Genomic DNA, 24757 nt, shown 5'->3' with positions numbered 1-24757 from the left:
TCTGATACCTTGTTTGTCATTGTGGGTTAATTGTGTATGTTTAAAGTAAATGAATTGAAAGAAGGCCTGGTTATGAAAGAACGTACTAGCATTTTCCTGCATCAAGGTTGGTTTATTTTATGTAGCAGTATTGGTGGCTTAATTTTGTCATTAATGGGTTTATCTATTGGATGGATCGTAGGTACATTATTGTTTGCTAGTATTCTATCCTTTTGGCAACCACAAAAGTTAAAACTCAAACATGTTCAGAAAGGAATAAAAGTGTATTGGCGTCAACTAGGGCAATTTATGATCGGAATAGAATTAGCGAAAAGCGTAAATTTGTCTACATTATCTATTTTTCAGGAAAATGGATTTACTGTTTTCATAGTGCTTATGTTTTCGATTATTATGTCATTAGGGTCAGGGCTATTATTATATCGTTTCAGTAATGTTGGCATGATAACGAGTCTATTTGCAACCTCACCTGGTGGGCTTGCAACTATGCCAAGTATGGCTGAAGAAGTAGGTGCAAATACTGGAGTTGTTAGTGTCGTACAAATGCTGCGGATTTTTTTGGTTGTTACGATTGTTCCAGTAGCTTTATTTTTTATTGGTTCAACAAGTACTGTTGGTAATTCTCAATATAATATTTCCACAAATAATTTGCTAGCGGATGTACAAATTTTCGAATGGGGTCAACTCATATGGACAGTTGTATTTATATTGAGTGCAATAGGAGGTGTTTATTTAGGTAAACGTGTTAAACTTCCCGCACCATGGCTTGTTGGTACAATAATAGGAGTTGTACTATCGCAGGGGCTTTGTACCTTCATTATAGGTCAAACTATAACTTTCTGGTGGTCACATTGGTTTGTTGTGATTGGTCAAATATTAATAGGAGCAGGAATTGGCTCTGGATTTAAAAAGAGCATGTTTGTAGGATTACATAAAATATTATTTATAAGTACAATGGGAACTGTTCTACTTATTATTGCGATGTTTGGTTGCGCGTATATTGTTTCTGAGATAACAGGGATTTCATTAAATACATCGGTGTTGGCATTTGCACCAGGGGGCGTTGTCGAGATGTCCACCGCATCTGTCTCTCTTCATGCTGATTCTACCTTTGTAGTAGCTGTACAAACACTGAGAATTGTATTAGTTGTTTTGATACTGCCACCGTTTTTTAATGCGGTACACAAAAGGAAAAAAAAGAAATCTGTAGAATATAGTAGCCATGGGTGATTTAGATTTATACTCGTTTTAAGTATAATAAATGTATTCATTACCTGGGTAATAGACAAAATTAGACAAGAAAAGAGGGAAAATGATGCCTTATGTAAATATTAAGATTACAGATGAAGGAGTTACGCCCGAACAGAAAAGGCAGTTAATTGAAGGTGCAACTAATTTATTAAAAGATGTATTAGGAAAAAATCCGCAAACAACAGTTGTTGTGATTGATGAAGTCAATACCGATAATTGGGGCATTGCAGGAGAACAAGTAACAATGCGAAGACAACGTGGACAATAATAAAGAAGCTCAATTAAGGAAATCTACCTTGATTGAGCTTTTTATATTGAGTGGTATCACAATGTGGCTTGTATTACAAAATGAAATATAAATAAGAAAAAGGTGGTAGTGTTACAAAAAAAGATCTGTGCTATTGGCTATTATTTTTTGTGTTGAGTTTAGTATTTACTTTCTCGTAAAAACAAGTTGCTCTGCTACCTCTAAAGCAGCATTTTTAACTAGTTTAATAAGCCTAGAAGAAGTTTGAGAGTTAACTCTTGATGTAGGTCCCGCAATGCTTATAGAACCAACTACTTCGCCTAGAATATTCTTAATAGGTGCTGCAATTGAGGATACATTATCGTGCATTTCCTCAATGCTCATTGCATAACCTTGTTTTCTGATTGTAATTAATAATTCTTTAAACTTTACAGGTGAAATAATTGTATTTTTAGTGTACGGTGATAGTCCTTTTTCGATCACTTTTTCAATTAAACTCTCGCTTTGATAAGCCAGGATTACCTGACCGGAACTTGTACAGTGTACAGGATTTTGTTTGCCAGCATGTGAAAGAAGATGTACCGGGTGCTTACTGTCAATTTTATTAAGATATATAGTTTGATTTTCTTTCAGTATGGCAATATGGGAGCTTTCACCAGTAGCAATGGCTAGTTTTTCTACAGGAACTGCTGAAGCTTTGTAAAGCTGATTTTGTGAGACGATAATGTTTCCATATCCTAGTATTGAAGCACCAAGGCGAAACTTTTTTGAAACGCTATCCTTTGTAAGAAAATCCTCATGCATAAGCGTGGAGGTTAAGCGAAAAGCAGTACTAATCCCTACCTCTAATTTTCCGGCAATTTCTGACAAGGTTAATTCAGGTTCATCCATAGTGAATAAATTTAATAGACGTAGTGCATTTCGCATTGACGATAATGAATCAGAACGTAACGAAGGATATCTCATGTTTCCTCTCCTCATTATTAATCAATCATTTAATAAATAACCTAAATTTATAGAGATTTCTTCACCAGCCTTAAGGAGTTCCTTTGTAATAGTATAAATATTTTTATCTACCATACGTTTTTTTGGACCTACTATACTTAAAGCTGCAATAACATGACCCGTATAATCCCTAATAGGAACCGCAATGCTAACTACTTCCTCATGCATTTCATCAATGCAAACCGAATAACCTTGTTGGCGAACTTTTTGTAAATCTTGACGAAACTCAATAGGATCGGTAATACTGCTTGGTCCTAAACGTGGAAGTCCAGTTTCGATAATTTCCTGAATTATTTTCTCAGTTTGATAAGCTAATAAGATTTTACCTGAACTCGAGCAAGAAGCTGGACTTTTTTTGCCGACGGATGAAACCAACTCGTCCGGAGAACTACATTCGAATTTATGTAAATACGTAACATTTGAATCTTCGAGTATAGCTAAATGAGATGCTTCATCGAACTTGTTAACTAAGTTTTTTAATGGTTCTTTTGATTCCTTATAGATATCCAAGTGAGATGTGATAACACCACTTAAACATAATAAGGATATACCGAGTCGATATTTGTTCTTTGTTTTTATTAGAAATTCTTCTTTTACTAGGTCATTAATAAGCCGACTAACTGTACTTTTACTTAGCTGAAGTGTATTGGCTATTTCAGTAATTCCCCATACAGGTTTACTCAAAGAAAATAGTTTAATAATTTTCAAGCCATTTTGAACCGATTGGAGAACATTGTCATGGTCTTTTGCAGAATTCAACGAAAATCACCTCGATAATTTTAATTTGTTCCACATAAAAGAAATTTCGAGTTTAATTCCGAATATTTTTACAATATCATTTTATTTAGAGATAGTAAACGCTTTCAGATGGTATTTGGGAGAAAAATTAAAAAAAATGTTAACAAAGGGGTAATGAATTATGCGTACACAAGTTGGAATTATTGGGGCAGGACCAGCAGGATTAATGTTAGCGGAACTTCTTCGTCAAGATGGAATTGAATCTATTATTATTGAAAGAAAGCATCAAAAAGATATTGAGGGGACGGTTAAGGCTGGTGTTTTGGAGCAGTTTACAGTAGATTTATTAAATGATATGGGTGTCGGTGGGAGAATGATGCGCGAAGGACACTTCCATGATGGTATCGAGTTACAATTTAAAGGTACAAGACATCGAATTGATTTAAAAGGGCTGACAGGTGGTAAGAGAATAACTGTCTATCCGCAGCATGAAGTAATTAAAGATCTGGTTGAGCAACGTTTTAATACCGGTGGAGATATAATCTTCAGTGTAGAAGATGTTACTTTACATGATATTGAAACAAAGCAACCTAAAATTAGGTTTAAGAAAGATGGAGAAAACGAAGAAATTGTATGCGACTTCATTGCAGGTTGTGATGGATTCCATGGTCCAAGTCGTCAAGCAATCCCAGACAATGTTAGAAAAGAGCATTTACATGTGTATCCATATGGTTGGCTAGGAATCCTTGCTGATGCAAAGCAAGCAAACCCAGAATTGATTTATTCGAACCATGATAGAGGTTTTGCATTATTAAGTACACGTACACCAGAACTTCAACGTCATTACATTCAAGTGGACCCTAATGATGATATAGCAAACTGGTCTGATGATCGTATTTGGAGTGAATTAAAAGCTAGAACTGAAATTGATGGTTGGAAATTGCCAGATGGCCCAATAAATTCAAAAACTATCGTTCAAATGCGCAGCTTTGTTCTTGAAACAATGCAACACGGTCGTTTATTTATTGCAGGTGATGCAGCACACACTGTACCGCCAACAGGAGCTAAAGGTCTTAACCTAGCTGCATCTGATGTAAAGGTATTAGCAACAGGCTTAGCGGAATTCTACCAGTTAGGTAAAGAAGATATTCTAAACAGTTATTCAGATATTTCCCTTCGCCGTGTATGGAAAGCAGAGCGTTTCTCTTATTGGATGACTAGTATGCTGCACCGCAATGCTAACCATGATTCATTTGAGTATGCAATGCAGCTTACAGAATTAGATTATGTCAGCACTTCACGTGCAGCAATGACAACATTGGCGGAAAACTACGTTGGATTGCCAATTCAGTGGGAAGCAAAGTCATTAATTGAGACAATTTAATAATTGAAATAAAGCGGATTTAAATAAAAGGCTGTAATTCTTGTTAAAGGATTACAGCCTTTTATTATTCATCAGCTTAGGTAAAAACATAGAAACCTGTGTAACTACAATAATACTTGTGCAAAATGGTTTAAGAGCTCACGGTACATAATAGGAATACTCTCCTATGGAGATCAGTAAAAACAGAAAAATGTCTCATCTTAGTTAAAGTTTTATTTATAAAATAAGAGCTAATGGTGATATACGAACTTCATACTTTATTAGAAAATGAATCTATAATATTTTTACGTTTTGACAAAGCTAATTGACAATATTGAAAGGACTGATGTTCATGTTAGTGGAAAATCTTTCGTATAGGGAATTAATTAAAGAGATTGAAATAACTAGAAAAAATATGGTAACAAATGGCTTAGAACTGGGGTTTACGCATGAACATACAGTTACCTTAAGTACTAAATTAGACGAATTGCTTAACTGTTTTTCATTATATCAAAAATAGTTAAACTGACCGAAACTTGAACATTAACGCGCTAGTGTTTTTATCGTAAGAAACTAGTAAATAATTATTTCCAATAATATAAATGCTCGCCTAAATTAATTAACACTATGGTAATATTAGAAATAGACATACGTATAGTGAAATCCTTTTTAGGAGTGAGTTCTTTCAATGAATATCGAGGAAAAAATAAGTATATTACTAGTTGACGATCGAGAAGAAAATCTATTAGCACTAGAAGCTATCATTGAACGCGAGGAATACAACTTAATTAAAGCGCACTCTGGTGAGGAAGCTTTAAAATATCTATTAAAATATGATTTTGCTGCCATATTATTAGATGTTCAAATGCCAGGTATGGATGGGTTTGGCACTGCAAAAATAATAAAAGCTCGTGAAAAAACAAAAAATATCCCCATCCTGTTTATTACAGCCAATAATTTAGATTCTGATCATATTTTTACAGGTTATTCAATTGGAGCAATAGACTATCTATTAAAACCTTTTGATCCTATTATCCTTAAGGCTAAAGTAGAAGGATTTGTTGAAATATACAAGCTCAATCAAAAGCTAAAGCAGCAGGCAAATACGTTAGCAGAAAAGAAAAGAGAATTAGAAAAAGCCTATACGGAGCTATCGGCAATAACTTCTGAATTACGTGTTTCTGAGGCACTTGCAAATGTGATAAGTGAAACTTCCATTGATTCGATGATAATACTAAATGATGAGGGAATCATATTAAAAGTGAATCCTGCTGTAAAAAATATGTTTGGTTACGATGATATTGAATTAGTAGGAAAAAGCATATTTGAACTTTTTTCAACAGAGGATTCTAAAAAATATATGCGTAGCGTATTACAAGCAATAAATAATCTCGAAAGTATAGTAGGCTATGAGAATTTTAAGGAAATAACTGCAGAACGTAAGGGTAATGAAACATTCCCAGTTGAGATACAAATAGGAAAACGGTTTGTTCAAGGAAAATGTATCGTTGCTTGTACAATTCGGGATATTACGAAAAAGAAACAATACGAGGAAACGATCACATATATGGCACATCATGATAGTTTAACTGATTTACCTAATCGTAGGTTATTTAATGAGAAGTTAAACATGACATTAAAACAAGCAAAACAAACAAATCAACCGTTTGCACTTCTATATTTAGATTTGGACCGTTTCAAATATATTAACGATTCTCTTGGTCATTTAATGGGTGACAAACTGCTGCAAGAGGTTGCAATTAGGCTCGTTTCTTCTTTGCGAAGTGGGGATTTTATTGCAAGGATTGGCGGCGATGAGTTTAATATTATTTTACCTGAAACAAATCGTGAAAATGCACTCGAGTTAGCCGAGAATATACTAGAGGTATTTAATAAGCCCTTTTATATAGATAATTATGAATTATTTACTACACTTTGTATGGGGATAAGTATATTTCCTTACGACGGGGAAGAGACTCTGGCATTAATGAAAAATGCTGATGCGGCGTTATATCGTGCTAAAGAACAAGGGCGAAATCAGTTTAAAGTCTTTCACTCTGGAATGAACATCCAGACTTTTAGAACGTTTATGATGCAAAACGATTTACGTAAGGCGATTGAGCGTGAGGAATTAATTCTTGTTTATCAACCGCGCGTAGAAGTTGAAACTGGAAATATTAATAGCGTGGAAGCGTTATTACGATGGAATCATCCAAACTGGGGCACTTTATACCCATCTGAAATCATTCCTTTAGCAGAAGAGACAGGACAAATCAATGAAATAAGCCAGTGGGTATTAAGTACAGTTTGTTCTCATATACACAATTGGCAACAAGCAGGGATTACGAGCAGAGTAGCCATTAATTTTTCAGCGCAGCATTTTCTGCAAAAGGACCTGACAGAGAATATTCACCATATACTTAACGAAAATGGAGTAAGCCCAACTTTATTAGAAATCGAAATCACCGAATCGGTTATTAAGGGAAACGAGGAAACTCTTATACAAACATTAAACAAGTTAAGAAAAATGGGCATTTCAATCTGTATAGATCATTTTGGTATGGGGTATACATCACTAAATCACTTAAGACGTTTTCCAGTAGACAGATTAAAACTGGATCGTACCATTGTTCAAGATATAGATAATTCGTCTTCGGATAACATAGCATTTATTGCAAGTATTATTTCCCTAGCACAAAACTTGAAGATGACTGTTCTAGCTGAAGGTGTTGATTCGGAACTACAATTGAATATACTAAAAAACTACAATTGTAATGAAATACAAGGCTCTATTTTTTGTTCACCTGTTTCGGCTGAGGAAATGAAAGGATTTTTGCTACAAAAAGTTTCACCTGAAGAAACTGTTACTCTAATGAATTCAACTCCTAATACAGTTATTTCCAAAGCTGAAATTGCAACAACCACTATAAATGATGAAATGGAAATTGGTCAAAATGAGGATATTCTATATGCAGCTCTTGAGCGTATCAAGCAATTATATGGAATTTCTAATCGAGAGATGGACGTATTTATATTAATCGTCAACGGATTAAGCAATAAGAAAATTTCAGAGAAACTTTTTATAAGTGAACATACTGTGAAAAATCATATTACGCATATTTTACAAAAATTAAATGTAAACGATCGTATGCAAGCGATGGCTATCGTATACCAAGCCTGTTTAGAAGAAGGCAAAAATCAGTCTGCACATAAATAATAAGTAGAATGTCATTGGACTATTATTCAAGGAGCCGAAAGTATGAAAATTAAAACAAAGGTAACAATTGTACTTAGTTTATTACCTGTACTGATACTGTTTCTAATTGGTAATAGCTGGTTCCGGGTTACTAATCTGAATAAAACAAATGTAATTATACAAACAAACTATGATCTAGTTTATCTAGCAGAACAAATTCATCGAGGTATAAAAGATGAAGCCATTAGTTTAAGAAACATTGTACTTTTAACAGATGAGAATTTAATTGAAGAAGAATTGAAGGTCTTACAAGAAGTAAGTAAACAAGTTGCTGAAAATGCCGCTCGACTTGAATCAAAAGCAGAATCAACCGAGCAACTTTATATGATCAATGACTTTTTGAGCACAAACGAAAAATTTAATGAATATAAAGCAAATTTGGTACAGCTGATAAAAGCTGGGAAGAGACAAGAAGCAATTGAACTCATGAATAATGAAGCTCGTATTATTCATGAGGAGTTTTTCCAAAAAGCTTCAGTGATTATGTCAACCTACGAAACAGAAATGGATTCTTCATTAAATACATTTTCAGATGATTTTCGTGAAGATATTTTGTTTAGTAGTCTGATATCACTAATTATCATGTTGATTGCAATTATGATTATATCTAGGAGCTTTTATACCTTTTCAAATCGCCTAAATAAAGTATCAAATGTAATGACGGATGTTGCAGATGGAAATACTGATATTGGTAGTAAAATTGAGATAACATCTCATGATGAAATCGGTGATGTTGTAGAATCTTTTAACAAGATGGCTCATTCGTTAGAGGAACAAATGAGAAAAGAGCAAAGTCTTATTTGGGTTAAATCTAATATTGCGGAAATTACTACAAGTTTAAGTGGAAAACATAATTTAGAGGTTTTAGCCCAAACATTTCTATCTAAAGTGGTTCCATTAATGGGGGCTGCACATGCTGTATTTTATGTTAAAGATAACGAAAGCCCAAAAGAGCCTACTTTTAAATTATTAGCATCCTATGCCTTTAAAGAAAGAAAACACTTATCTAATACATTTGAGCTAGGTGAAGGTCTAATAGGGCAAGCTGCATTTGAGAAGACACCCATTATTTTGACAAACGTTCCATCTGAATATATAAGTGTAAAGTCAGGCTTAGGTGAAGCAGCACCACTTAATGTTTATGTAGTACCGATTAGTTTTGAAGATGATGTTAAAGCTGTAGTGGAAATAGCATCCTTCCATTCTTTTAGTGCAGATCAACAGACTTTACTAGAAGAATTGATTAATAGCTTAGGGATTATTTTCGATAGTGCAATGGGTCGAATTCGCTTAGCAAAACTATTGGAAGAGGCACAGGCATTAACTGAAGAGGTTCAAGCACAATCAGAAGAATTACAATCACAGCAAGAAGAGCTAAGAATGGCGAATGAAGAATTAGAAGAACAAACACAAGCACTTCGAGCATCAGAAGAAAAACTTCAAGTACAGCAGGAAGAGTTAGAGCAAACAAATGCCGATTTAAAAGAAAAAGCTGAGAGATTAGAAGAACAAAATAAGAAATTTGAATTAACGAATCGTGAGGTAGAAAAAGCGCGGGATGAACTTGAAGAAAAGGCAAGGCAACTTGCACTCAGCTCAAAATATAAGTCTGAATTCCTTGCTAATATGTCACATGAATTGCGAACACCCTTAAATAGTTTATTAATATTATCAAAATTACTTGCGGACAATAAAGAAAGAAATCTAACAAAAAAACAAATTGAGTATTCAAAAACAATTTATTCTTCAGGCAGTGATTTATTAACATTAATTAACGATATTTTAGATCTAGCTAAAATTGAGTCTGGAAAAACCGAGGTTAATCCAGGTAAAGTACAAATTAAAGATTTGCTTGATTTTGTTGAGAGTAATTTTAGCCCTGTTGCAAACGAAAAGAATTTGAATTTTGAAATTGTGGCAAAAGAAGGTATTCCAACTTCAATTTATAGCGATGAACTGCGTGTGAAACAAGTTCTAAAAAATCTACTATCAAATGCATTTAAATTTACCCACCAAGGTGGAGTGAAATTTGAAATCGATTATTCAACGAAACTTAACAATCAGCCATGTTTTTCATTTTCCATCGAGGATACAGGAATTGGTGTTCCTGAAGAAAAGTTAGATCTTATATTTCAAGCGTTTCAGCAAGCAGATGGTACAACAAGCCGCAAATATGGAGGTACAGGTTTAGGCTTGTCAATATGCCGTGAAACCGCCGCTCTATTAGGTGGAGAGGTTAACGTGAAAAGTAAAGTTGGCAAGGGGAGCACATTTACTTTTTATGTTGGCGATTATAAAACAAAAAGTAACAGTGAAAACAAAGAGTTTAATCTTGATGAAGTGGCTGTAACAGCAGAAACAAAAATGAGTGAACAAAAGGAAAGAGATAGAGTACTTCCTTCACGAACCCAACACCAAGCGGATGAAATTAAGAGACTGTTAATTGTTGATGATGATGTTAGACAACGCAATAGCATAATGGAGTTAATTGGAGAGAATAATGTAATCATAAAAGCAGTTTCCTCTGGTCATGAAGCCATTGAAGAATTAAAGGTTAACCAGTTTGACTGTTTAGTGCTGGACCTAGGATTAGCTGATACAACTGGTTTTGATTTATTGAAAAAAATTAAGACGACTATAGAAGACGAAAACATTAAAGTATTTATTTATACGGGTCGTGACCTATCATCCAAGGAAGAACTATTTTTAAATAGATATTCACATACGATTATTATAAAAGATGCCCATGCACCGCAGCGGTTAAAGGAAGAACTTGAATTTTATCTAAATTCAAACGATGGGAATGCTGAAATTGAAGAGGTTGAGATAACTGACATAAATGTCGCTCCGGAACTTGAAGGAAAAAAAATTCTACTTGTAGATGACGATGTTCGCAATGTTTATGCATTATCAAGTGTTCTTGAACTATATGGAATGGATATTACATTTGCAGAAAATGGTGTAGAAGCTCTTAAAATTGTTGATGAAACCTCTGATTTCGATCTAATACTAATGGATATCATGATGCCTGAAATGGATGGCTATGAAACCATTCGAAGATTAAGAGATAACCCAACATTTTTTAATCTGCCTATCATAGCACTTACAGCAAAGGCAATGAAAGAAGATCGTGAAAAATGCTTGGAAGTAGGAGCATCCGATTATATTGTAAAACCGGTGGATCCTGACCAACTCATCTCGCTAATTAGAGTTTGGTTATATGCATAAGAAGGGAAAATACGAATGGTAGATTATTTCGACAATCCAATTGAACCTGATAAAGGTTCTATTGACGAACTCGAGAAAATTGAAATTGATTTACTATTGCAAGGCTTATATTTATGGTGTGGTTATGACTACCGAGAATATGCCTATAATTCGATTAGAAGAAGAATTTGGCATCGAATTGAAGCGGAGAAACTGTCAACTATTACAGGGCTGCTTGATAAAGTACTTCATGACCAAGGGTGTTTAAATCGGCTTATAGCGGACTTCTCAATTAATGTGACCGAAATGTTTCGAGACCCATTGTTTTTCTTGAGTTTTAGAGAAAATGTTGTACCAATTTTACGGACGTATCCTTCAATAAGAATTTGGCATGCTGGATGTTCAACTGGTGAAGAGGTCTATTCCATGGCGATCATACTTCATGAAGAAGGTCTTTATGATAAAACTAAGATATATGCAACTGATATTAATACAGATGTATTAAAGATTGCTAAATCAGGTACATTTCCAATTGCGAATATGAAAAAGTTTACAAATAATTATATGAAGGCTGGAGGAAAGCAGGCCTTCTCTGACTACTATACGGTTACAAATAACGGCGTGAAGTTTGACCCGAAAATTATGAAAAATGTCGTCTTTGCACAGCATAATCTTGTAACTGATCGATCTTTTAACGAGTTTCATGTGATTTTATGTCGAAATGTATTAATTTATTTTAATAAAGCACTACAAAGAAAAGTACATGAGCTTTTCTATGAAAGCTTGGGTATGTTTGGTATATTGGGCCTTGGTGACAAGGAAACGATTGCCTACACTTCTAAAGCCGAGTGTTATGAAGAAGTACAAATTGGGCAAAAGTTATATAAAAAAGTAAAATAACAGACTATCGGTAAAATTATTTTATTTATGTGTTTTACTGACTGCAAAGAAAGGATATGCCAAGTTTATCTTTAGATTACTAGGTATGTCCTTTTTTTATACCTCTATTTTCTCCTTTAATAGGAGTACCTTCCTATTGAAACTTTGTAATTCTTTCACCCGCTATCAAACTAAAACTCTCTTAATCGTTAATTACGAATTATTTCCTATTTGTTTGAAATTTTTTGAATAAAAAATAAGAGCAACAGGTGATGTGAAATTAATCTCCTTTGCACCATAATAAAGATATCAATTAATCGTACATAAACATTTTATTTGCAAAGTATTGTTATACAAAATTTATAGTAAAGAAGTGAGGTAGCAGATGTGAGAAAGCAGGGACTGGCCGTTAATAACTTAAATAATTCTTTAGGTAAAAACTTTCAAACTAATAATAACTACAATATGTTTTATGACTATATAACAGGTTTACCTAATCGACATATGTTGGAAAGTAGTCTTTCTGCATGTATAAATAAATCATACTCTCCAAACAAAAAGCTGGCAGTTATTTGTCTCGATTTAGATCGTTTTAGCGTATTGAATTATAACTTAGGCCATCATGCTGGCGATCGATTATTAAAAGAAGTAGCACAGCGGTTAAATGCTTGTCTTAATAGCAGTGATTTACTATTTAAGCATGGTGGAGATGAATTTTTTATCCTTGTTCCTGATGTGCATCAAGAAATAGCATTAAAAGTTGCTAAGGATATACTTATAGCATTAAACGCACCTTTTGTTATTAACGATATAGAATTCAATACGTCTGCTAGTATTGGAATAAGTCTGTTTCCAGATCATGGCCAGACATCTGCACACCTTATTTGCAATGCCGAATCTGCAAAACAACAAGCTAAAACACTTGGTGGAAATACGTATTGCATTTACTCAAAATCAAGAAGTAGCAATCCATATAATCCATTAAAAATGGAGATGGATTTGCGGAAAGCAATTGATCGAAACGAGTTAATTTTACACTACCAACCAAAAGTTAATATAAAAACCGGTAAAATCGTTGGTGCAGAAGCTTTAATTCGTTGGAATCATCCTGAATGGGGATTGGTTTCTCCAGGTAATTTTATACCATTAGCTGAAGAAACAGGGTTAATTGTTCCAATAGGAGAGTGGGCGATTAAAACTGCTTGTAAGCAAAATAAAATATGGCACTCAATCGGTTTGGAAATGGTTATGTCAGTTAACTTATCAATAAAACAATTTACGCATTCAAACTTAGTTGATATTGTAAAATCTATTCTTGAAGAAATAGAACTGCCGCCTTATTTACTTGAATTAGAAATTACCGAAAGTATGATGGCGGATATTAACAATACGATTACTACTTTGTATGCACTTAAAAAGCTAGGAGTGAAAATGAGTATTGATGATTTCGGAACAGGATTTAGCTCGTTAAATTATTTAAGTTATTTTCCAGTAGATCTATTAAAAATTGATCAATCATTTATACGTGCTTTGAATAATAATGAGAACGGAAAAACGATAGTGGAAACTATCATTTCAATGGCACATAAATTAAATGTTGAAGTTGTAGCAGAAGGTGTTGAAACAAAAGACCAATTACAATTTCTCGAAAATCATCAATGTGATATAGGCCAAGGCTATTTCTTTAACAGACCGGTACCTGCCCAAGAGTTTGAAAATATATTCCAAGTAACTCGTGTTAAAGAAGAAGAAATTATTACTAAGCAAGCGATTGATGAGGTTGAAAATATTCAAGGAGAGCCTATTCAACAAAGTAAGCTGAATACGTCGCATAATGAGAAATTAGATGTAGTTGGGAAATTAGCAGCTGGTATAGTGCATGAAATCAGGAATCCATTAACAGCAATAATGGGATTTATCCAACTACTTGAACAGGGTAATAACAAACAAGAATATTTTAGATTAATTCGTGCATCATTTAATGATATTGAGAAGTTTATCGACAAACTATTGATAATTGCCAATCCACAGCCGATTGGACAAAGAACAATTCATATTAAACCCCTTATGGAAAGTGTTATTGAAGAAATAAGGGACACAAGGAATTTGGATAAAATACGGATCAATCAAAAGTATGAAAACTTTATTCAGCCGATAACATGTGATGTGAAACAAATTAAAAAAGTTTTTCTGCACGTTATTACAAATAGTATAGAAGCTCTAGCGGATGGAGGCGAAGTGAAAATACACGTATTAAGTGCAGGAAGGTATGTATTAATAAGAATATCAGATAATGGCAATGGGATGAGTAAAGAGCGTCTTGAAAAACTTGGGGAGCCTTATTTTATTAATAATGAAAAGGGAACTGGTTTAGGAATGGCGTTGTGCTATCGAATTATTAGTCAACATAATGGAATGATTTATGTAAATAGTCTGGAAGGAAAGGGAACAGTTGTTGAATTAAGATTACCTATTAATAAGATTTTTAGCGATGAGGATTTAAGACATCAAGATAATAAACCTTATTCTTAGATAAAGAACAGGAGGATGTGATAATGCAAAGTATTATTTCTAAAGGTAAAGATATAAATGAAGCGATACTACTTGGTTTAAACTTATTAGAAACCACTAAGAAAGAAGTTAATATCGAAATAATTGAACATGGCGTTAAACGTTTTTTTGGAATTCGTTCTAAACAGGCAATAGTAAAATTAACGAAACTTAAAGCGAAATCAGTTAAAGATGGCAGTGACAAAAAGTTTGCAGGAAGAATTAACTTAGAAGACCTTGTTATAGCTGAAGTAACCGATAACCGAAAAGACGAGCAAGCGAAACGATCAACTAAAGAAAAAATAGAAAGTACTTCTCAGAAGTTGAACCGGTTGGAGCAAGATACACTAGAGGGTAAAGCTTGGATAGAAGATGGTCAATTATATTTCAAATGCACCCCTACCCAATTTCCGCAAGTAACTACATGCAGCGGTGTAAAATTATTTAAAAACGGCCAAATTGTAAAGGAAAAGACCATCGTTCTTTCTGAAAAAGACTCATACCAACTAGTTGTAAATGGTGAAGAAAAAGAAACAAGATGGAAGATCACCCTAGACAAACATAATTTACATGTCTATCTTCATGTAGAACCGGGCTATAAAATTAATCGTACTATCGTAGATCTAGATTCAGATAGTCATCTGAAAATAAGAGTGGAAGAGACTAAAGAAATCAATAATACTCTTAAATTTGATGATATTATTGATCAATTAGCATTACTAAGAGTCGTTCACGGATTTAACCATGCTGAAATAATTAAAGCTATTGAAACAAAAGAGGCATGTACGTATGAAATTGCAACGGGAATTGAACCCCAGCTAGGTACAGATGGTTGGATTGAAATTAATGTTGAAACGAATCCACAACAAGGTTTTAAAGAAAACGAGGATGGTATCGTAGACTTTAGAGAAATTACCACAATACCAACTGTAGATAGGGGGCAAATTATTGGCACAATACATCCACCTACACCAGGTCAATGTGGTTATACTGTTACGAACGAACCATTGCTTATTAAACAAACCTTACCAGTGATTCTTAACAAAGGAAAAGGAATTATGGTAGTAGATGACAAACTGGTTGCAACTGAATCTGGCCGTCCTCTAATTGAAAAAAGAGGTAGACTTATAAAAGCATCAATTATGCCGAAGCTTACGCTGACGGGAAATGTTGATTTAACCTCTGGCAATGTCCATTTTAATGGTGATGTAGAAATATTGGGCAGTGTAGAGGCAGAAATGCTCGTGGAAACAGAAGGTAACATCATTGTTCATAATGAAGTTTATATGGCTACTCTTACTGCGTCGGGAGCTATTATGACAAATGGAAACATTATTGGTTCAAAGATCTCTGCTGGAAAAAACAATATGTTAATTGCTGATCTAGGCAATATTCTTGAAGAAATCCATCAGGAAACTGAAAGAATTATAGCTATCATTAAGCAATTAACGCAATCCAAAGCTTATCTTGATAATGATTTTACTGCAAAAGGTTTGCAGCCATTGATTAGGGTTTTGATTGAGAAGAAGTTTAGAAATTTCCCTGCTCTAATCAAAAAATATATTAAGACTTTATCAAATTTGGAAAATCAACCTGAGCAGGACGAATGGAAAGAAATCGGTTCTGCATTAACTAGTTTACTCTTGCCTGTTTCAAATTATGGAATGTCCCTTGATGAATTCATACAGTTATCAACAAGGCTAAAACAACTGCATGAAATGAGTAAAGTTCCTATTGAACCCGATTCGTTTATAAAAGTTCCAAACGTATTAAATAGTCGACTGTATTGTAGCGGCGATATTTGGATAATGGGAGAAGGATGTGTAAATTCCAAGCTGCACGCCGGAGGGCATTTGAATATTATTGGTACGATACGTGGTGGAGTTGTATATGGGCAATTAGGTGTACAAATTAATGAGGTAGGAGCAGAAATCGGAACTCCAACTTTTATTGAAGTACCTAGCAATCAAATCATAAGTATTAATAAAGCAATGGAAGGTACTACTATAAAGATTGGCTATATGAAACACACGTTCACTGAAACAAGATACCTAGTGAAGGCTTATATAGATCAAAATAATAAGTTAATTATTGAGTAATATCATTTGATAAGTATCAAGGAAAAGAAAGTAAATTCAAGTGAACATTTTGTCATAGATTAATAATTTACCAAATGAATGATGGTAAGTAAAATTAGTATGGGAAATTAGGTGTAGTAAAACGTGAAGAACAGTAAATTACTAGCAATTTCAATTATGATTATTATCGGTATTGTTGCAGTTTATAACTATTCGGTTGGAGACTTGAATATTTTTTCATTGATTATTCTATTAATAACAATTCCTTTCGTATGGTCACAATTTAAAAGGTATGATGCCTTGAGAAGTAAGTATGAAGAGTTGGCTAGTGAAAATGAAAAGCTAGTGGCAGACCATGATAAGTTGTACAATCTTATCCAAGAGTATGAGGTATTAATGGATTCGCTTGAAGGAGTGATCTATTCTCTAGATATGGAAAAAAATAATGTTACCTTTATTAAAGGTGCTGACCAGACATTTGGTTACTCTAATGAGACATTTAGAAAAAACACTAATCTTTGGAGGGAAATCATCCATCCTGAAGATAGAGCAAAAGTTGATAAAAGTGAAAAGTTTTTACAACTTGGAAAGTCAACAAGAATTGAATTTCGTATTTTACATCCAATCGAAGATGAGAAGTGGGTGTTGAAAATCGCAACACCGATTCAAGATGATGATGGAAAAATTGTAAGAATAAATGGTCAAATTATTGATATTACAGACCGAAAACAATTAGAAAATCAATTAAAACAAATGGCATATTTTGATGATTTAACAGACTTACCCAATCGAAAAATGCTCGATCGGCATATTGAAAAAGCTTTGGCACGCTCAAAAAGGCACAATCATAATTTCACACTTATGTTTGTTGATTTGGACGATTTTAAACTAGTAAATGATACATTGGGACATGACGCTGGTGATTTATTATTACAAGAAGTAGTACAACGAATAAATCATACCATTAGAGAAGAAGATCTTATTGCCCGGATCGGTGGCGATGAATTTATAATTGTTTTTGAAGAAACAACTAAAGAAGATGTTGAAGACATTGCAAAGCGAATTGTTGAAAATGTTTCCTTACCATATAAACTTAATGAACAGGATGCAAGAATTTCCTTAAGCATTGGTATTAGTATGTATCCGGATGACGGTGAAGACAAAGGTTCTTTGATTGATCATGCCGATAAGGCTATGTATTATGCTAAAAATAATGGGAAAAACAATTATAAATTATATTCCCCTGATCTAGAAGCAATTGAGTTCAAAAAAGTAGGCTTATGGGGAAAATGGATGAATGCCCTGCAAAATTCCAAATTGTTTAACGGATAAACTTGCTGCTGTTAAATTCATGTTATTACTAAAAGTAATGGGTTAATATCGTTTGACTATTTTCTATAGCTATAGAAAAAGTCTGGTTTCAGTTATTTAATTCGTACCTTTCCTTGTCAATCTGATTTCAAAAAAACAAAACGAATATTTCTCTTTTGAGTTCTCATACTAAAAAAGAAGGAGGGATATTCATGGCAAAACGGACTAAGAAAAATGATGCAGCCCAAAAGAACAAGCGTGGATTTGATCCAAGTAAAACAGATGCAGAATTTTCGAAGGAATTTGGTAGTGCTAATACTAATCGAGCGCATAAGGAAAAGGCTAAAAACGAAAAGTCTTCTAAGAATCAAGGTGAGTGGAAAGGAATGCATTGATGTATCACAGATTCTTTAAAAAGTGATGATTATACATAGCTATTGTTACAGTAACAATAGCTATGAAGTTTTCTCCTCTTGACTATCAACATATACAAGTGAATTTCTTTTAATCCAATATTGAAAATTGTCTAGCGGAAATACGCCTCGTCTGTTTGAATTTTGCATTTGCACAATTACACTTCCAGGTGTAACTTCTAGTATTCTTAATTTATTTGAGTTGTTTAAGTTAGGCATGAAGTTGCTTTTTATTTCAAATTCCATATTGCTTACTAACTGCATGGTAACTCTCCTCCTAGAATTAATAAAAACAAGTTTTTATTAAATAATTTATCCATTTCCCTTAAGTTTTAACCATATATTGGTTGTTTAATTTTTTATTTGTCATCAAAATATAAAAACAGTATAAACTTAAAGTTTATACTGTTATCTTGACATTAATTTTTTATTCTTATAATACTTTCTATTCTAAAGAATTATCTTCCAACAAACATTTGCGTCCAGTGATTGCCCGCTTGTTCATGGCCAACACCAATATGTGTGAATTTTTCACTTAAAATATTTGCTTTGTGCCCAGGACTGTTCATCCAAGCTTGTACAACTTCCTGTGGTGTTCGTTGTCCTTGTGCTATATTCTCGCCTGCTGAATTATATGTGACTCCAAAATCCCTCATCATATCAAAAGGAGATCCATATGTTGGACTTGTATGTGAAAAATAATTATTTTGTTGCATATCTTCTGATTTTTTTAAGGCTACACCACTTAACTGTGCATCAGCTTTTAATGCAGGAAGTCCTGCATTTGCCCGTTGTTGATTTGTTAAATCAATAACTTGTTGTGCATATTGACTTATACCTGCAGGAGCTTCCTGTTTCGACTGAGCTTGTTGTTCTTGAGTCGGAGCTTGCTCTTTTGGCTGAGCTTGCTGTTGCTCTTGAGCAGGAGCTTGTTGTTTCGGCTGAGCCTGCTGTTGCTCTTGAGCAGGAGCTTGTTGTTTCGGCTGAGCTTGCTGTTGCTCTTGAGCAGGAGCTTGTTGTTCAGGCAATGGAGCAGCTTGTTGTTGATTTGGGATTGCTCTCCTTAGCTGTTGTTTTAACTGTTGTTGAAGTTGTTTTTGTAACTCAGCAGCTTCGGTTGGGTCCATGGATATCGCTTTATATTTAGCATCTTGTATAAGTATTGCTTTAGTATGCGGGTATTTATCACTTGAGACAGACGTATTTGAAGCAGAAATATTTAAGTTATGATTATCGGTCCCATTACCTACATTTTTAAAATTAGTTTGCTTACCATTGTAGTCCTCGGTAAGTGTACCATCATAAATTCCATTATCCCTTACAGGTAATGGATTTCCTTGTGTTGTTCTTTGATTATCTATTCTACTAGTTAGTGGCTGATCTGTATTGTTTCCACCACAAGCAACCAGTCCAAAAAATAACGTAGATGTTGCTAGTATACTTAACGTTTTCTTAAACACTGTAACTCCTCCTATAGAAATATTTATCTTCGTTATATTTTTTGTTCATTATTAAAAAATATAGATGGAAAATATCGTGATATTTGGATAGAAGGAGTTTATTAGGTTGAAAAATACATGGAAAGTTCTTATGGAATGTCATTTTATTTGAATAACATATATTGCCACTACCTTAGTTGTTTATGTTCTTTATAGAAGAAAAAATAAAAACAATTATAATAGCTAAAAGAATTCAGCTAAGCGGCTTATACATTTTGACCAGCTAATGTCATTAACTATTTCATAACCATTTTTTCCTAGCTGTTCAACTTTTGTGCGATCGTAATACCAACGGTCAATTTGTTCAGCAAAGATTACAGGATCCTTAGGGAGAACTTCTCCACTAAATCCTGGTTTTACAAATTCCAAGATTTCACCTGAATCGGGGGTAGTTAATACAGGTTTATAAGACTTAAATGCTTCTAGTGTAACAAGTCCATAGTCTTCATCAATAGGAGCATAATAAACCCCTAAAGAATTAGCGTATAACTTAATTAAATCATCATCACTAACCCAACCGAGCAATATTACTTTGTGTTCAACACCCAATGTATGAACAAGTTTTTGCAGCGGTTTAAATTGATTACCGGTTCCTGCAATAATACAGCGAGCAGGGCTTTGAGTATGAGACATAGCTTGTATTAATAAATCAAACCGTTTAATTTTTACCAATCTGCCAACTCCAAGGATATAATCTCCATAAGTGTTGTGGAAATATTTCCCTTCGTAAGGTAAAGAGTGATAAAGGACTTCACTTTCCAATTTATTATAAAGATATAGTCGTTTTTGTACATTTTTAGAAACTGAAAATAATTTTTTGCTCGTTCCCAAATATTTAGTATCACTATTTTTTACATATTCTTTTGCAGAATAAGTTATTTGGTTTTTTACCGGGCCATAAGGACTGTTAAAAAGATCATAAGCTCTTCTAAATTGATGATTTAAATAAACAATCTTGTTTTGATGCTTCACCATCCAAGAAGGAAATTTCAGAGGAATAACAACATCAGCTGACTTAGAAAGGTCAAGAGTCTTCCAAACGTTGCAATTATTGATAAGATAATTTTTTCTAAATCCTTTCAATAAAAAGGGGAAGGAAATCAATTCTGCATTATACCCAGCCGAGTTAAATTCTTCTGTTAATCTTTGGGCAAATAATTCATTTCCCCCTGTAACAAAAGGTATTGTAGTATTGCAAATGATAATTTTAATTTGTTTCATTGAAAATCACACTTTCAATACTTTGCTTGAAAATAAGACCTGCACGATCCCAGGAATGCATAAGCATATCGTTTCTTCCATTTTGCCCCTTAATCGTACAGAGGTTTGGATTTTCATACGCTTTTCTCATCTGTCTTTTTAAGGAATCAATATTTGGTTCGGCCCATAACTGCCCTTCTTCTGTAAATAAATGCTGGAACCTTTGAGAAATTGCTCGTTTCATACTATTTGCTGGTTTACATAACTCATAGTCTATTAAAAATGAATTTTTTTCATTTATAAAATCCATATGTCCTCCCCAAGCTGTAGTAATCACAGGAACTCTGCTGGATAACGCTTCAAGGAATGGTAAGCACACTCCTTCCCCTCTTGTAGGTAATACAAACGCTTTACCTAATGTATATAGACCGCTAATCTGCTCTAGATTTAAATGATCCGTAATTAGATATATGGGTGCAGTATTTTTCTTAAATCCAAGAAATGATTTATACCATTTAATTTTCTGCTTGATCCGACCTTTCTTTTTTTGATAACCATATCCATTGATTTTTATTACTAAGGCAACGTTATCCTGAGCAGAAAATTCTTCCCAATATGCTTTTAATAATCCTTCTGGGTTTTTTCGATGTTGGAAACCAAAAATGGATATAAATATAAATCTTCCGTTTATATTTTTTAATGGATAAGGTTTATTATCTGGACTGAACAGGTTGGTATTTACGCCATGTGGGGCTATATAAATGGGGATATTAACCCCACTATTAATTAAAGCAATCTTGTTATGGAGAGAAGGTACAAATACTGCATCAAACTTATTTATAGTTGGAAACCACCGCTGTGGTATTCTAGACGTTTCCCAAACAGTGTTCAATATTACATATTCACATGTTTTTTTTTCTAAATCTATATCGATGCTGTAAGGTAATTTATGATGAATAAGGACCTTGGGCTTGTTTGGCGAATAAGGCTTTTGGATTAAATCTTGCAATCTTGGGCTGGTATTTTGAACCATTTTTGCAGACTTAGTATATTTAGCATCTACTTTAATATCGACATTTTGACGGTCTAAAGCTAATGCATACTCTCTGCTGGCAATTCCTAAACCGTTGTTTTTAAGTACAGGACCACGCCAAATCACCTGATAATCTGTCACTAATAATCACACCTTCAGAATCAAATCATATCGGCTGATTTATTTATTTATTTATTTATTGAATACCATTTTCGATTGTGGAAAGAGACTGACATGTAATGATCGGATAATTTATTAATATATTGTCTCGATATTCTTCTTCTTTTACACGCTTTATTTAAAGATTTTTCAAGAATAAGCTGATCGGGATAATGCTTATATACAAAGTTTCCATAAGTTTCAAACTCTGAAAATGCAAATTTTATTCTGTTGCTGATTGTTTCAATAATAGCTAAGTACCAACTTTTATCATGTTTTGTTTCTATAGCATTTTTAAGTTTATAAAGAAGTTCCTTTTCAAATAACATATAATGTGCCACAAAAGATCTAGGTGCCATAGCACGATATCCGAGAAGAGTTTCATACGTGTTAAAATATTGATCATGACTCCAATCTCTACAAAAGAAAATCGTTTTCTGCTCCCTTATAAAGTGATGGGGACGTATTAGTACTGTATCAGCATCAATTACTAAGAAATAATTTTGAGAGCATATAACATCACCGCTAAGTTTTAATAACTGTTGCAACATCCATCCAGATCTATCCCATTTATCGGTGCGATAATTTATAATTTCTTTTGATATTGGGAGAACTGTTTTCTCATCAATAAATGTGCATTCTTTTTTTTTGCAAACATATTTAATCCTTTTGTTGTCGGGTGCAACAATATATATATCCCCGATAGGGTGCATGATATTCTTTCTTACTCCATCAATAACTAATGGTAGGGTTTTTTGATCTTTTTCAATAGCAGGTATGAGAATATCTATTTTCACTTCACTGTGCTCCTGATGCTCACTTGTGATCAAGTTTTATCACACCTCCATTTTTAAGCCTATGTAAAGTATATGTTATTAAATATATAAAATGATTATATGAAGAAATCAGTACTCGCTTCTTTAACTGGTTATATGCCGTTACAACGACAGAACATACTACATACGCTATTGAAAGTTAAAAGTGTTCTTAGTTGTTAAGCTTATCTATAACCAATGGGGGAGTTTACTAATGAAATTATTAATTTTAACGGGAGGTTCAGGAAAGCGGTTATGGCCACTATCAAATGATATATATTCTAAGCAGTTTTTAAAAGTGCTAAAGAATGAGGATGGGGTTCCTCAATCGATGGTTCAGCGGGTTTATCATCAATTAAAACAGCTAAATTTACACGATTCAAGTTATATTATTACAAACCATAAACAATTGGATGTTCTATATAGTCAGTTGGGAGCAAAGATCAATACAATCATCGAGCCAGAACAACGAGATACATTTCCAGCTATTCTTCTTGGCTGTTCCTATTTGTATTCTCTGACCGATGTGAAAAAGGATGAATTCATTGGAGTTATTCCCGTAGACTCTTATGTTGAACCGGAATACTACTCTAAACTCAATGATCTTTCTATAGCGGTAAATGATTCAGGAGCAAATATTGGTCTCATAGGATTAACCCCTTTATATCCAACTGATAAATATGGCTATATAAAAACGCAACCTATCGATAAAGACTATTACAATGTCTCGACTTTTATTGAAAAGCCTAACATTGAAAAAGCAAAAGAGCTCATTTCACAACAAGCTTTGTGGAATAGTGGACTTTTTATGTTTAGGTTAAGTTTTATTTTAAATATTTTAAGAGACAATAAGCTTCCAATCGAATATGACGAGTTGGTATCTAATTTTGATCAAATAAAGAAGACAAGTTTTGATTATGAAGTCGTGCAACAGAATAAAAAAGTAGTTTCTTTACCTTATTCTGGAAATTGGAAAGACCTGGGAAGTTGGGATACCATTTCACAAGAGTTACCTAACATTAATGGTATGGGTAAAATAAACGATTGTAATAATACACATCTCATTAATACACTAAATACACCTGTAGTGGTGAATGGTATTGATAATGCCATTATAACTGTAAGTCCCGATGGTATTCTTGTAAGTGACAAAACTAAAAGTTCAAATTTGAAGGAGATCATTTCAGATATAAATCGGCGACCGATGTATGAGGAACGCCGGTGGGGATGGTATCAATGTATTGATTTTCAAGAAACCGATCAAAATCAAGTTCTTATTAAACGTATTAAAGTGGATGCGGGAAAGAATTTAAGCTACCAGCTCCATCATTATCGTAAAGAGGTATGGACGATAACTGAAGGGCATGGATTATTTGCTTATAAAGGACAAATAAAGCCTATTAAACCCGGTGACGTATTAAAGATTGACCAAGGTGAAGAACATGGTGTAAAAGCTATTACTGATTTAGAAATGATTGAAGTGCAGATGGGAAACCAGCTTATTGAAGAAGATATAGTTCGATTATTTATGACTTGGGAAGAAATTGAAACTCATTGTTCTAAATGAATATTATTTCCAAAAATGAGATTTTCATGAGACATATAGGGAGGTTTGTCATCTCTCTAATCCTTCTAAATAATATTACTTGTAATATTTATAGCGGGTTAATTTTGTGAATTGTACAAAGTAACCTGAGTTTTTTATGTACTTTTTTTGAATGATGATCTGCGAATTAAATCCTTTTTTACCATGTCA

At 33.6% G+C, this 24757-nt stretch carries 19 protein-coding genes; 12 read left to right on the top strand and 7 right to left on the bottom strand.

The genetic code is table 11. The annotated features are described in order from the left end of the window. Window positions 1-72 precede the first annotated feature (72 nt). Entirely contained in the window at window positions 73-1227 is a 1155-nt protein-coding gene (locus C1724_RS10180; protein WP_180994221.1) for an AbrB family transcriptional regulator, read from the top strand. A gap of 85 nt (window positions 1228-1312) precedes the next feature. Next, window positions 1313-1516 carry a 2-hydroxymuconate tautomerase family protein gene (locus C1724_RS10175; RefSeq protein ID WP_102346551.1) on the top strand — a complete coding sequence of 68 codons (204 nt, stop codon included), beginning with the start codon at window positions 1313-1315 and terminating at the stop codon, window positions 1514-1516. 165 nt (window positions 1517-1681) lie between these two features. On the opposite strand, the gene C1724_RS10170 is transcribed toward C1724_RS10175, so the two are convergent. Together C1724_RS10170 and C1724_RS10165 are read right to left on the bottom strand one after the other, a co-directional pair. Beyond that, complete coding sequence (locus C1724_RS10170; RefSeq protein WP_102346550.1) at window positions 1682-2461, bottom strand: IclR family transcriptional regulator; 780 nt, start codon at window positions 2459-2461, stop codon at window positions 1682-1684. Window positions 2462-2482: 21 nt separating this feature from the next. Continuing rightward, the gene (locus C1724_RS10165) at window positions 2483-3259 is read right to left on the bottom strand and encodes an IclR family transcriptional regulator (RefSeq protein WP_102346549.1); all 777 of its coding nucleotides are present in this window, start codon (window positions 3257-3259) and stop codon (window positions 2483-2485) included. A 160-nt stretch (window positions 3260-3419) separates the two neighbouring features. Here C1724_RS10165 and C1724_RS10160 point away from each other — a divergent pair, with 160 nt between their 5' ends. The 9 genes from C1724_RS10160 to C1724_RS10120 all read left to right on the top strand — a co-directional run bounded on the left by C1724_RS10160 (window position 3420) and on the right by C1724_RS10120 (window position 18277). Beyond that, complete coding sequence (locus C1724_RS10160; RefSeq protein WP_102346548.1) at window positions 3420-4622, top strand: 4-hydroxybenzoate 3-monooxygenase; 1203 nt, start codon at window positions 3420-3422, stop codon at window positions 4620-4622. 331 nt (window positions 4623-4953) lie between these two features. Next, window positions 4954-5121, top strand: coding sequence for an aspartyl-phosphate phosphatase Spo0E family protein (locus C1724_RS10155; RefSeq protein WP_180994220.1), 168 nt, complete (start codon window positions 4954-4956; stop codon window positions 5119-5121). A 168-nt stretch (window positions 5122-5289) separates the two neighbouring features. Further along, the gene (locus tag C1724_RS10150; RefSeq protein ID WP_102346546.1) at window positions 5290-7818 is read left to right on the top strand and encodes an EAL domain-containing protein; all 2529 of its coding nucleotides are present in this window, start codon (window positions 5290-5292) and stop codon (window positions 7816-7818) included. A 42-nt stretch (window positions 7819-7860) separates the two neighbouring features. Continuing rightward, a complete protein-coding gene (locus tag C1724_RS10145) occupies window positions 7861-11085 on the top strand; it encodes a response regulator (RefSeq protein WP_102346545.1) in 3225 nt (1074 codons plus the stop codon). 15 nt (window positions 11086-11100) lie between these two features. After that, window positions 11101-11964 (top strand): CheR family methyltransferase, encoded by an 864-nt coding sequence (locus C1724_RS10140; protein WP_102346544.1) that lies wholly within the window; start codon window positions 11101-11103, stop codon window positions 11962-11964. A 366-nt stretch (window positions 11965-12330) separates the two neighbouring features. Beyond that, window positions 12331-14475 carry an EAL domain-containing protein gene (locus C1724_RS10135; protein WP_102346543.1) on the top strand — a complete coding sequence of 715 codons (2145 nt, stop codon included), beginning with the start codon at window positions 12331-12333 and terminating at the stop codon, window positions 14473-14475. A gap of 23 nt (window positions 14476-14498) precedes the next feature. Continuing rightward, window positions 14499-16592 carry a FapA family protein gene (locus C1724_RS10130; protein ID WP_102346542.1) on the top strand — a complete coding sequence of 698 codons (2094 nt, stop codon included), beginning with the start codon at window positions 14499-14501 and terminating at the stop codon, window positions 16590-16592. A 123-nt stretch (window positions 16593-16715) separates the two neighbouring features. After that, a complete protein-coding gene (locus tag C1724_RS10125) occupies window positions 16716-17903 on the top strand; it encodes a sensor domain-containing diguanylate cyclase (protein WP_258000337.1) in 1188 nt (395 codons plus the stop codon). Window positions 17904-18094: 191 nt separating this feature from the next. After that, a complete protein-coding gene (locus C1724_RS10120) occupies window positions 18095-18277 on the top strand; it encodes a hypothetical protein (protein ID WP_102346541.1) in 183 nt (60 codons plus the stop codon). A gap of 60 nt (window positions 18278-18337) precedes the next feature. On the opposite strand, the gene C1724_RS10115 is transcribed toward C1724_RS10120, so the two are convergent. The 5 genes from C1724_RS10115 to C1724_RS10095 all read right to left on the bottom strand — a co-directional run bounded on the left by C1724_RS10115 (window position 18338) and on the right by C1724_RS10095 (window position 22983). Further along, entirely contained in the window at window positions 18338-18559 is a 222-nt protein-coding gene (locus C1724_RS10115; protein WP_102346540.1) for a hypothetical protein, read from the bottom strand. Window positions 18560-18753: 194 nt separating this feature from the next. After that, entirely contained in the window at window positions 18754-19512 is a 759-nt protein-coding gene (locus C1724_RS10110; RefSeq protein WP_441296782.1) for a CAP domain-containing protein, read from the bottom strand. Window positions 19513-19977: 465 nt separating this feature from the next. Further along, on the bottom strand, window positions 19978-21015 hold the full coding sequence (locus C1724_RS10105; protein WP_102346539.1) for a glycosyltransferase: 1038 nt from the start codon (window positions 21013-21015) through the stop codon (window positions 19978-19980). Then, window positions 21002-22168, bottom strand: coding sequence for a glycosyltransferase (locus C1724_RS10100; protein ID WP_102346538.1), 1167 nt, complete (start codon window positions 22166-22168; stop codon window positions 21002-21004). Before C1724_RS10100 ends, C1724_RS10105 begins: the two co-directional genes overlap by 14 nt. A 47-nt stretch (window positions 22169-22215) precedes the next feature. After that, on the bottom strand, window positions 22216-22983 hold the full coding sequence (locus tag C1724_RS10095; protein ID WP_258000335.1) for a DUF6492 family protein: 768 nt from the start codon (window positions 22981-22983) through the stop codon (window positions 22216-22218). Window positions 22984-23215: 232 nt separating this feature from the next. Between C1724_RS10095 and C1724_RS10090 the strand changes: the two genes are divergently transcribed. Then, window positions 23216-24568, top strand: coding sequence for a sugar phosphate nucleotidyltransferase (locus C1724_RS10090; RefSeq protein ID WP_102346536.1), 1353 nt, complete (start codon window positions 23216-23218; stop codon window positions 24566-24568). The last annotated feature ends 189 nt before the right edge of the window (window positions 24569-24757 follow it).

Source organism: Bacillus sp. Marseille-P3661, from assembly GCF_900240995.1.
Lineage (GTDB): Bacteria > Bacillota > Bacilli > Bacillales > Bacillaceae_J > OESV01.
Note: the sequence above shows the minus strand (reverse complement) of the source record. Positions and strands in the feature narration are given on the sequence as shown.

What these genes read in the sequence shown, in the direction of transcription:
- C1724_RS10180 (WP_180994221.1), top strand. Translation starts at nt 73, where the DNA reads ATGAAAGAACGTACTAGCATTTTCCTGCATCAAGGTTGGTTTATTTTA.
- C1724_RS10175 (WP_102346551.1), top strand. Translation starts at nt 1,313, where the DNA reads ATGCCTTATGTAAATATTAAGATTACAGATGAAGGAGTTACGCCCGAA.
- C1724_RS10170 (WP_102346550.1), bottom strand. Translation starts at nt 2,461, where the DNA reads ATGAGATATCCTTCGTTACGTTCTGATTCATTATCGTCAATGCGAAAT.
- C1724_RS10160 (WP_102346548.1), top strand. Translation starts at nt 3,420, where the DNA reads ATGCGTACACAAGTTGGAATTATTGGGGCAGGACCAGCAGGATTAATG.
- C1724_RS10155 (WP_180994220.1), top strand. Translation starts at nt 4,954, where the DNA reads ATGTTAGTGGAAAATCTTTCGTATAGGGAATTAATTAAAGAGATTGAA.
- C1724_RS10150 (WP_102346546.1), top strand. Translation starts at nt 5,290, where the DNA reads ATGAATATCGAGGAAAAAATAAGTATATTACTAGTTGACGATCGAGAA.
- C1724_RS10145 (WP_102346545.1), top strand. Translation starts at nt 7,861, where the DNA reads ATGAAAATTAAAACAAAGGTAACAATTGTACTTAGTTTATTACCTGTA.
- C1724_RS10140 (WP_102346544.1), top strand. Translation starts at nt 11,101, where the DNA reads ATGGTAGATTATTTCGACAATCCAATTGAACCTGATAAAGGTTCTATT.
- C1724_RS10130 (WP_102346542.1), top strand. Translation starts at nt 14,499, where the DNA reads ATGCAAAGTATTATTTCTAAAGGTAAAGATATAAATGAAGCGATACTA.
- C1724_RS10120 (WP_102346541.1), top strand. Translation starts at nt 18,095, where the DNA reads ATGGCAAAACGGACTAAGAAAAATGATGCAGCCCAAAAGAACAAGCGT.
- C1724_RS10115 (WP_102346540.1), bottom strand. Translation starts at nt 18,559, where the DNA reads ATGCAGTTAGTAAGCAATATGGAATTTGAAATAAAAAGCAACTTCATG.
- C1724_RS10105 (WP_102346539.1), bottom strand. Translation starts at nt 21,015, where the DNA reads ATGAAACAAATTAAAATTATCATTTGCAATACTACAATACCTTTTGTT.
- C1724_RS10090 (WP_102346536.1), top strand. Translation starts at nt 23,216, where the DNA reads ATGAAATTATTAATTTTAACGGGAGGTTCAGGAAAGCGGTTATGGCCA.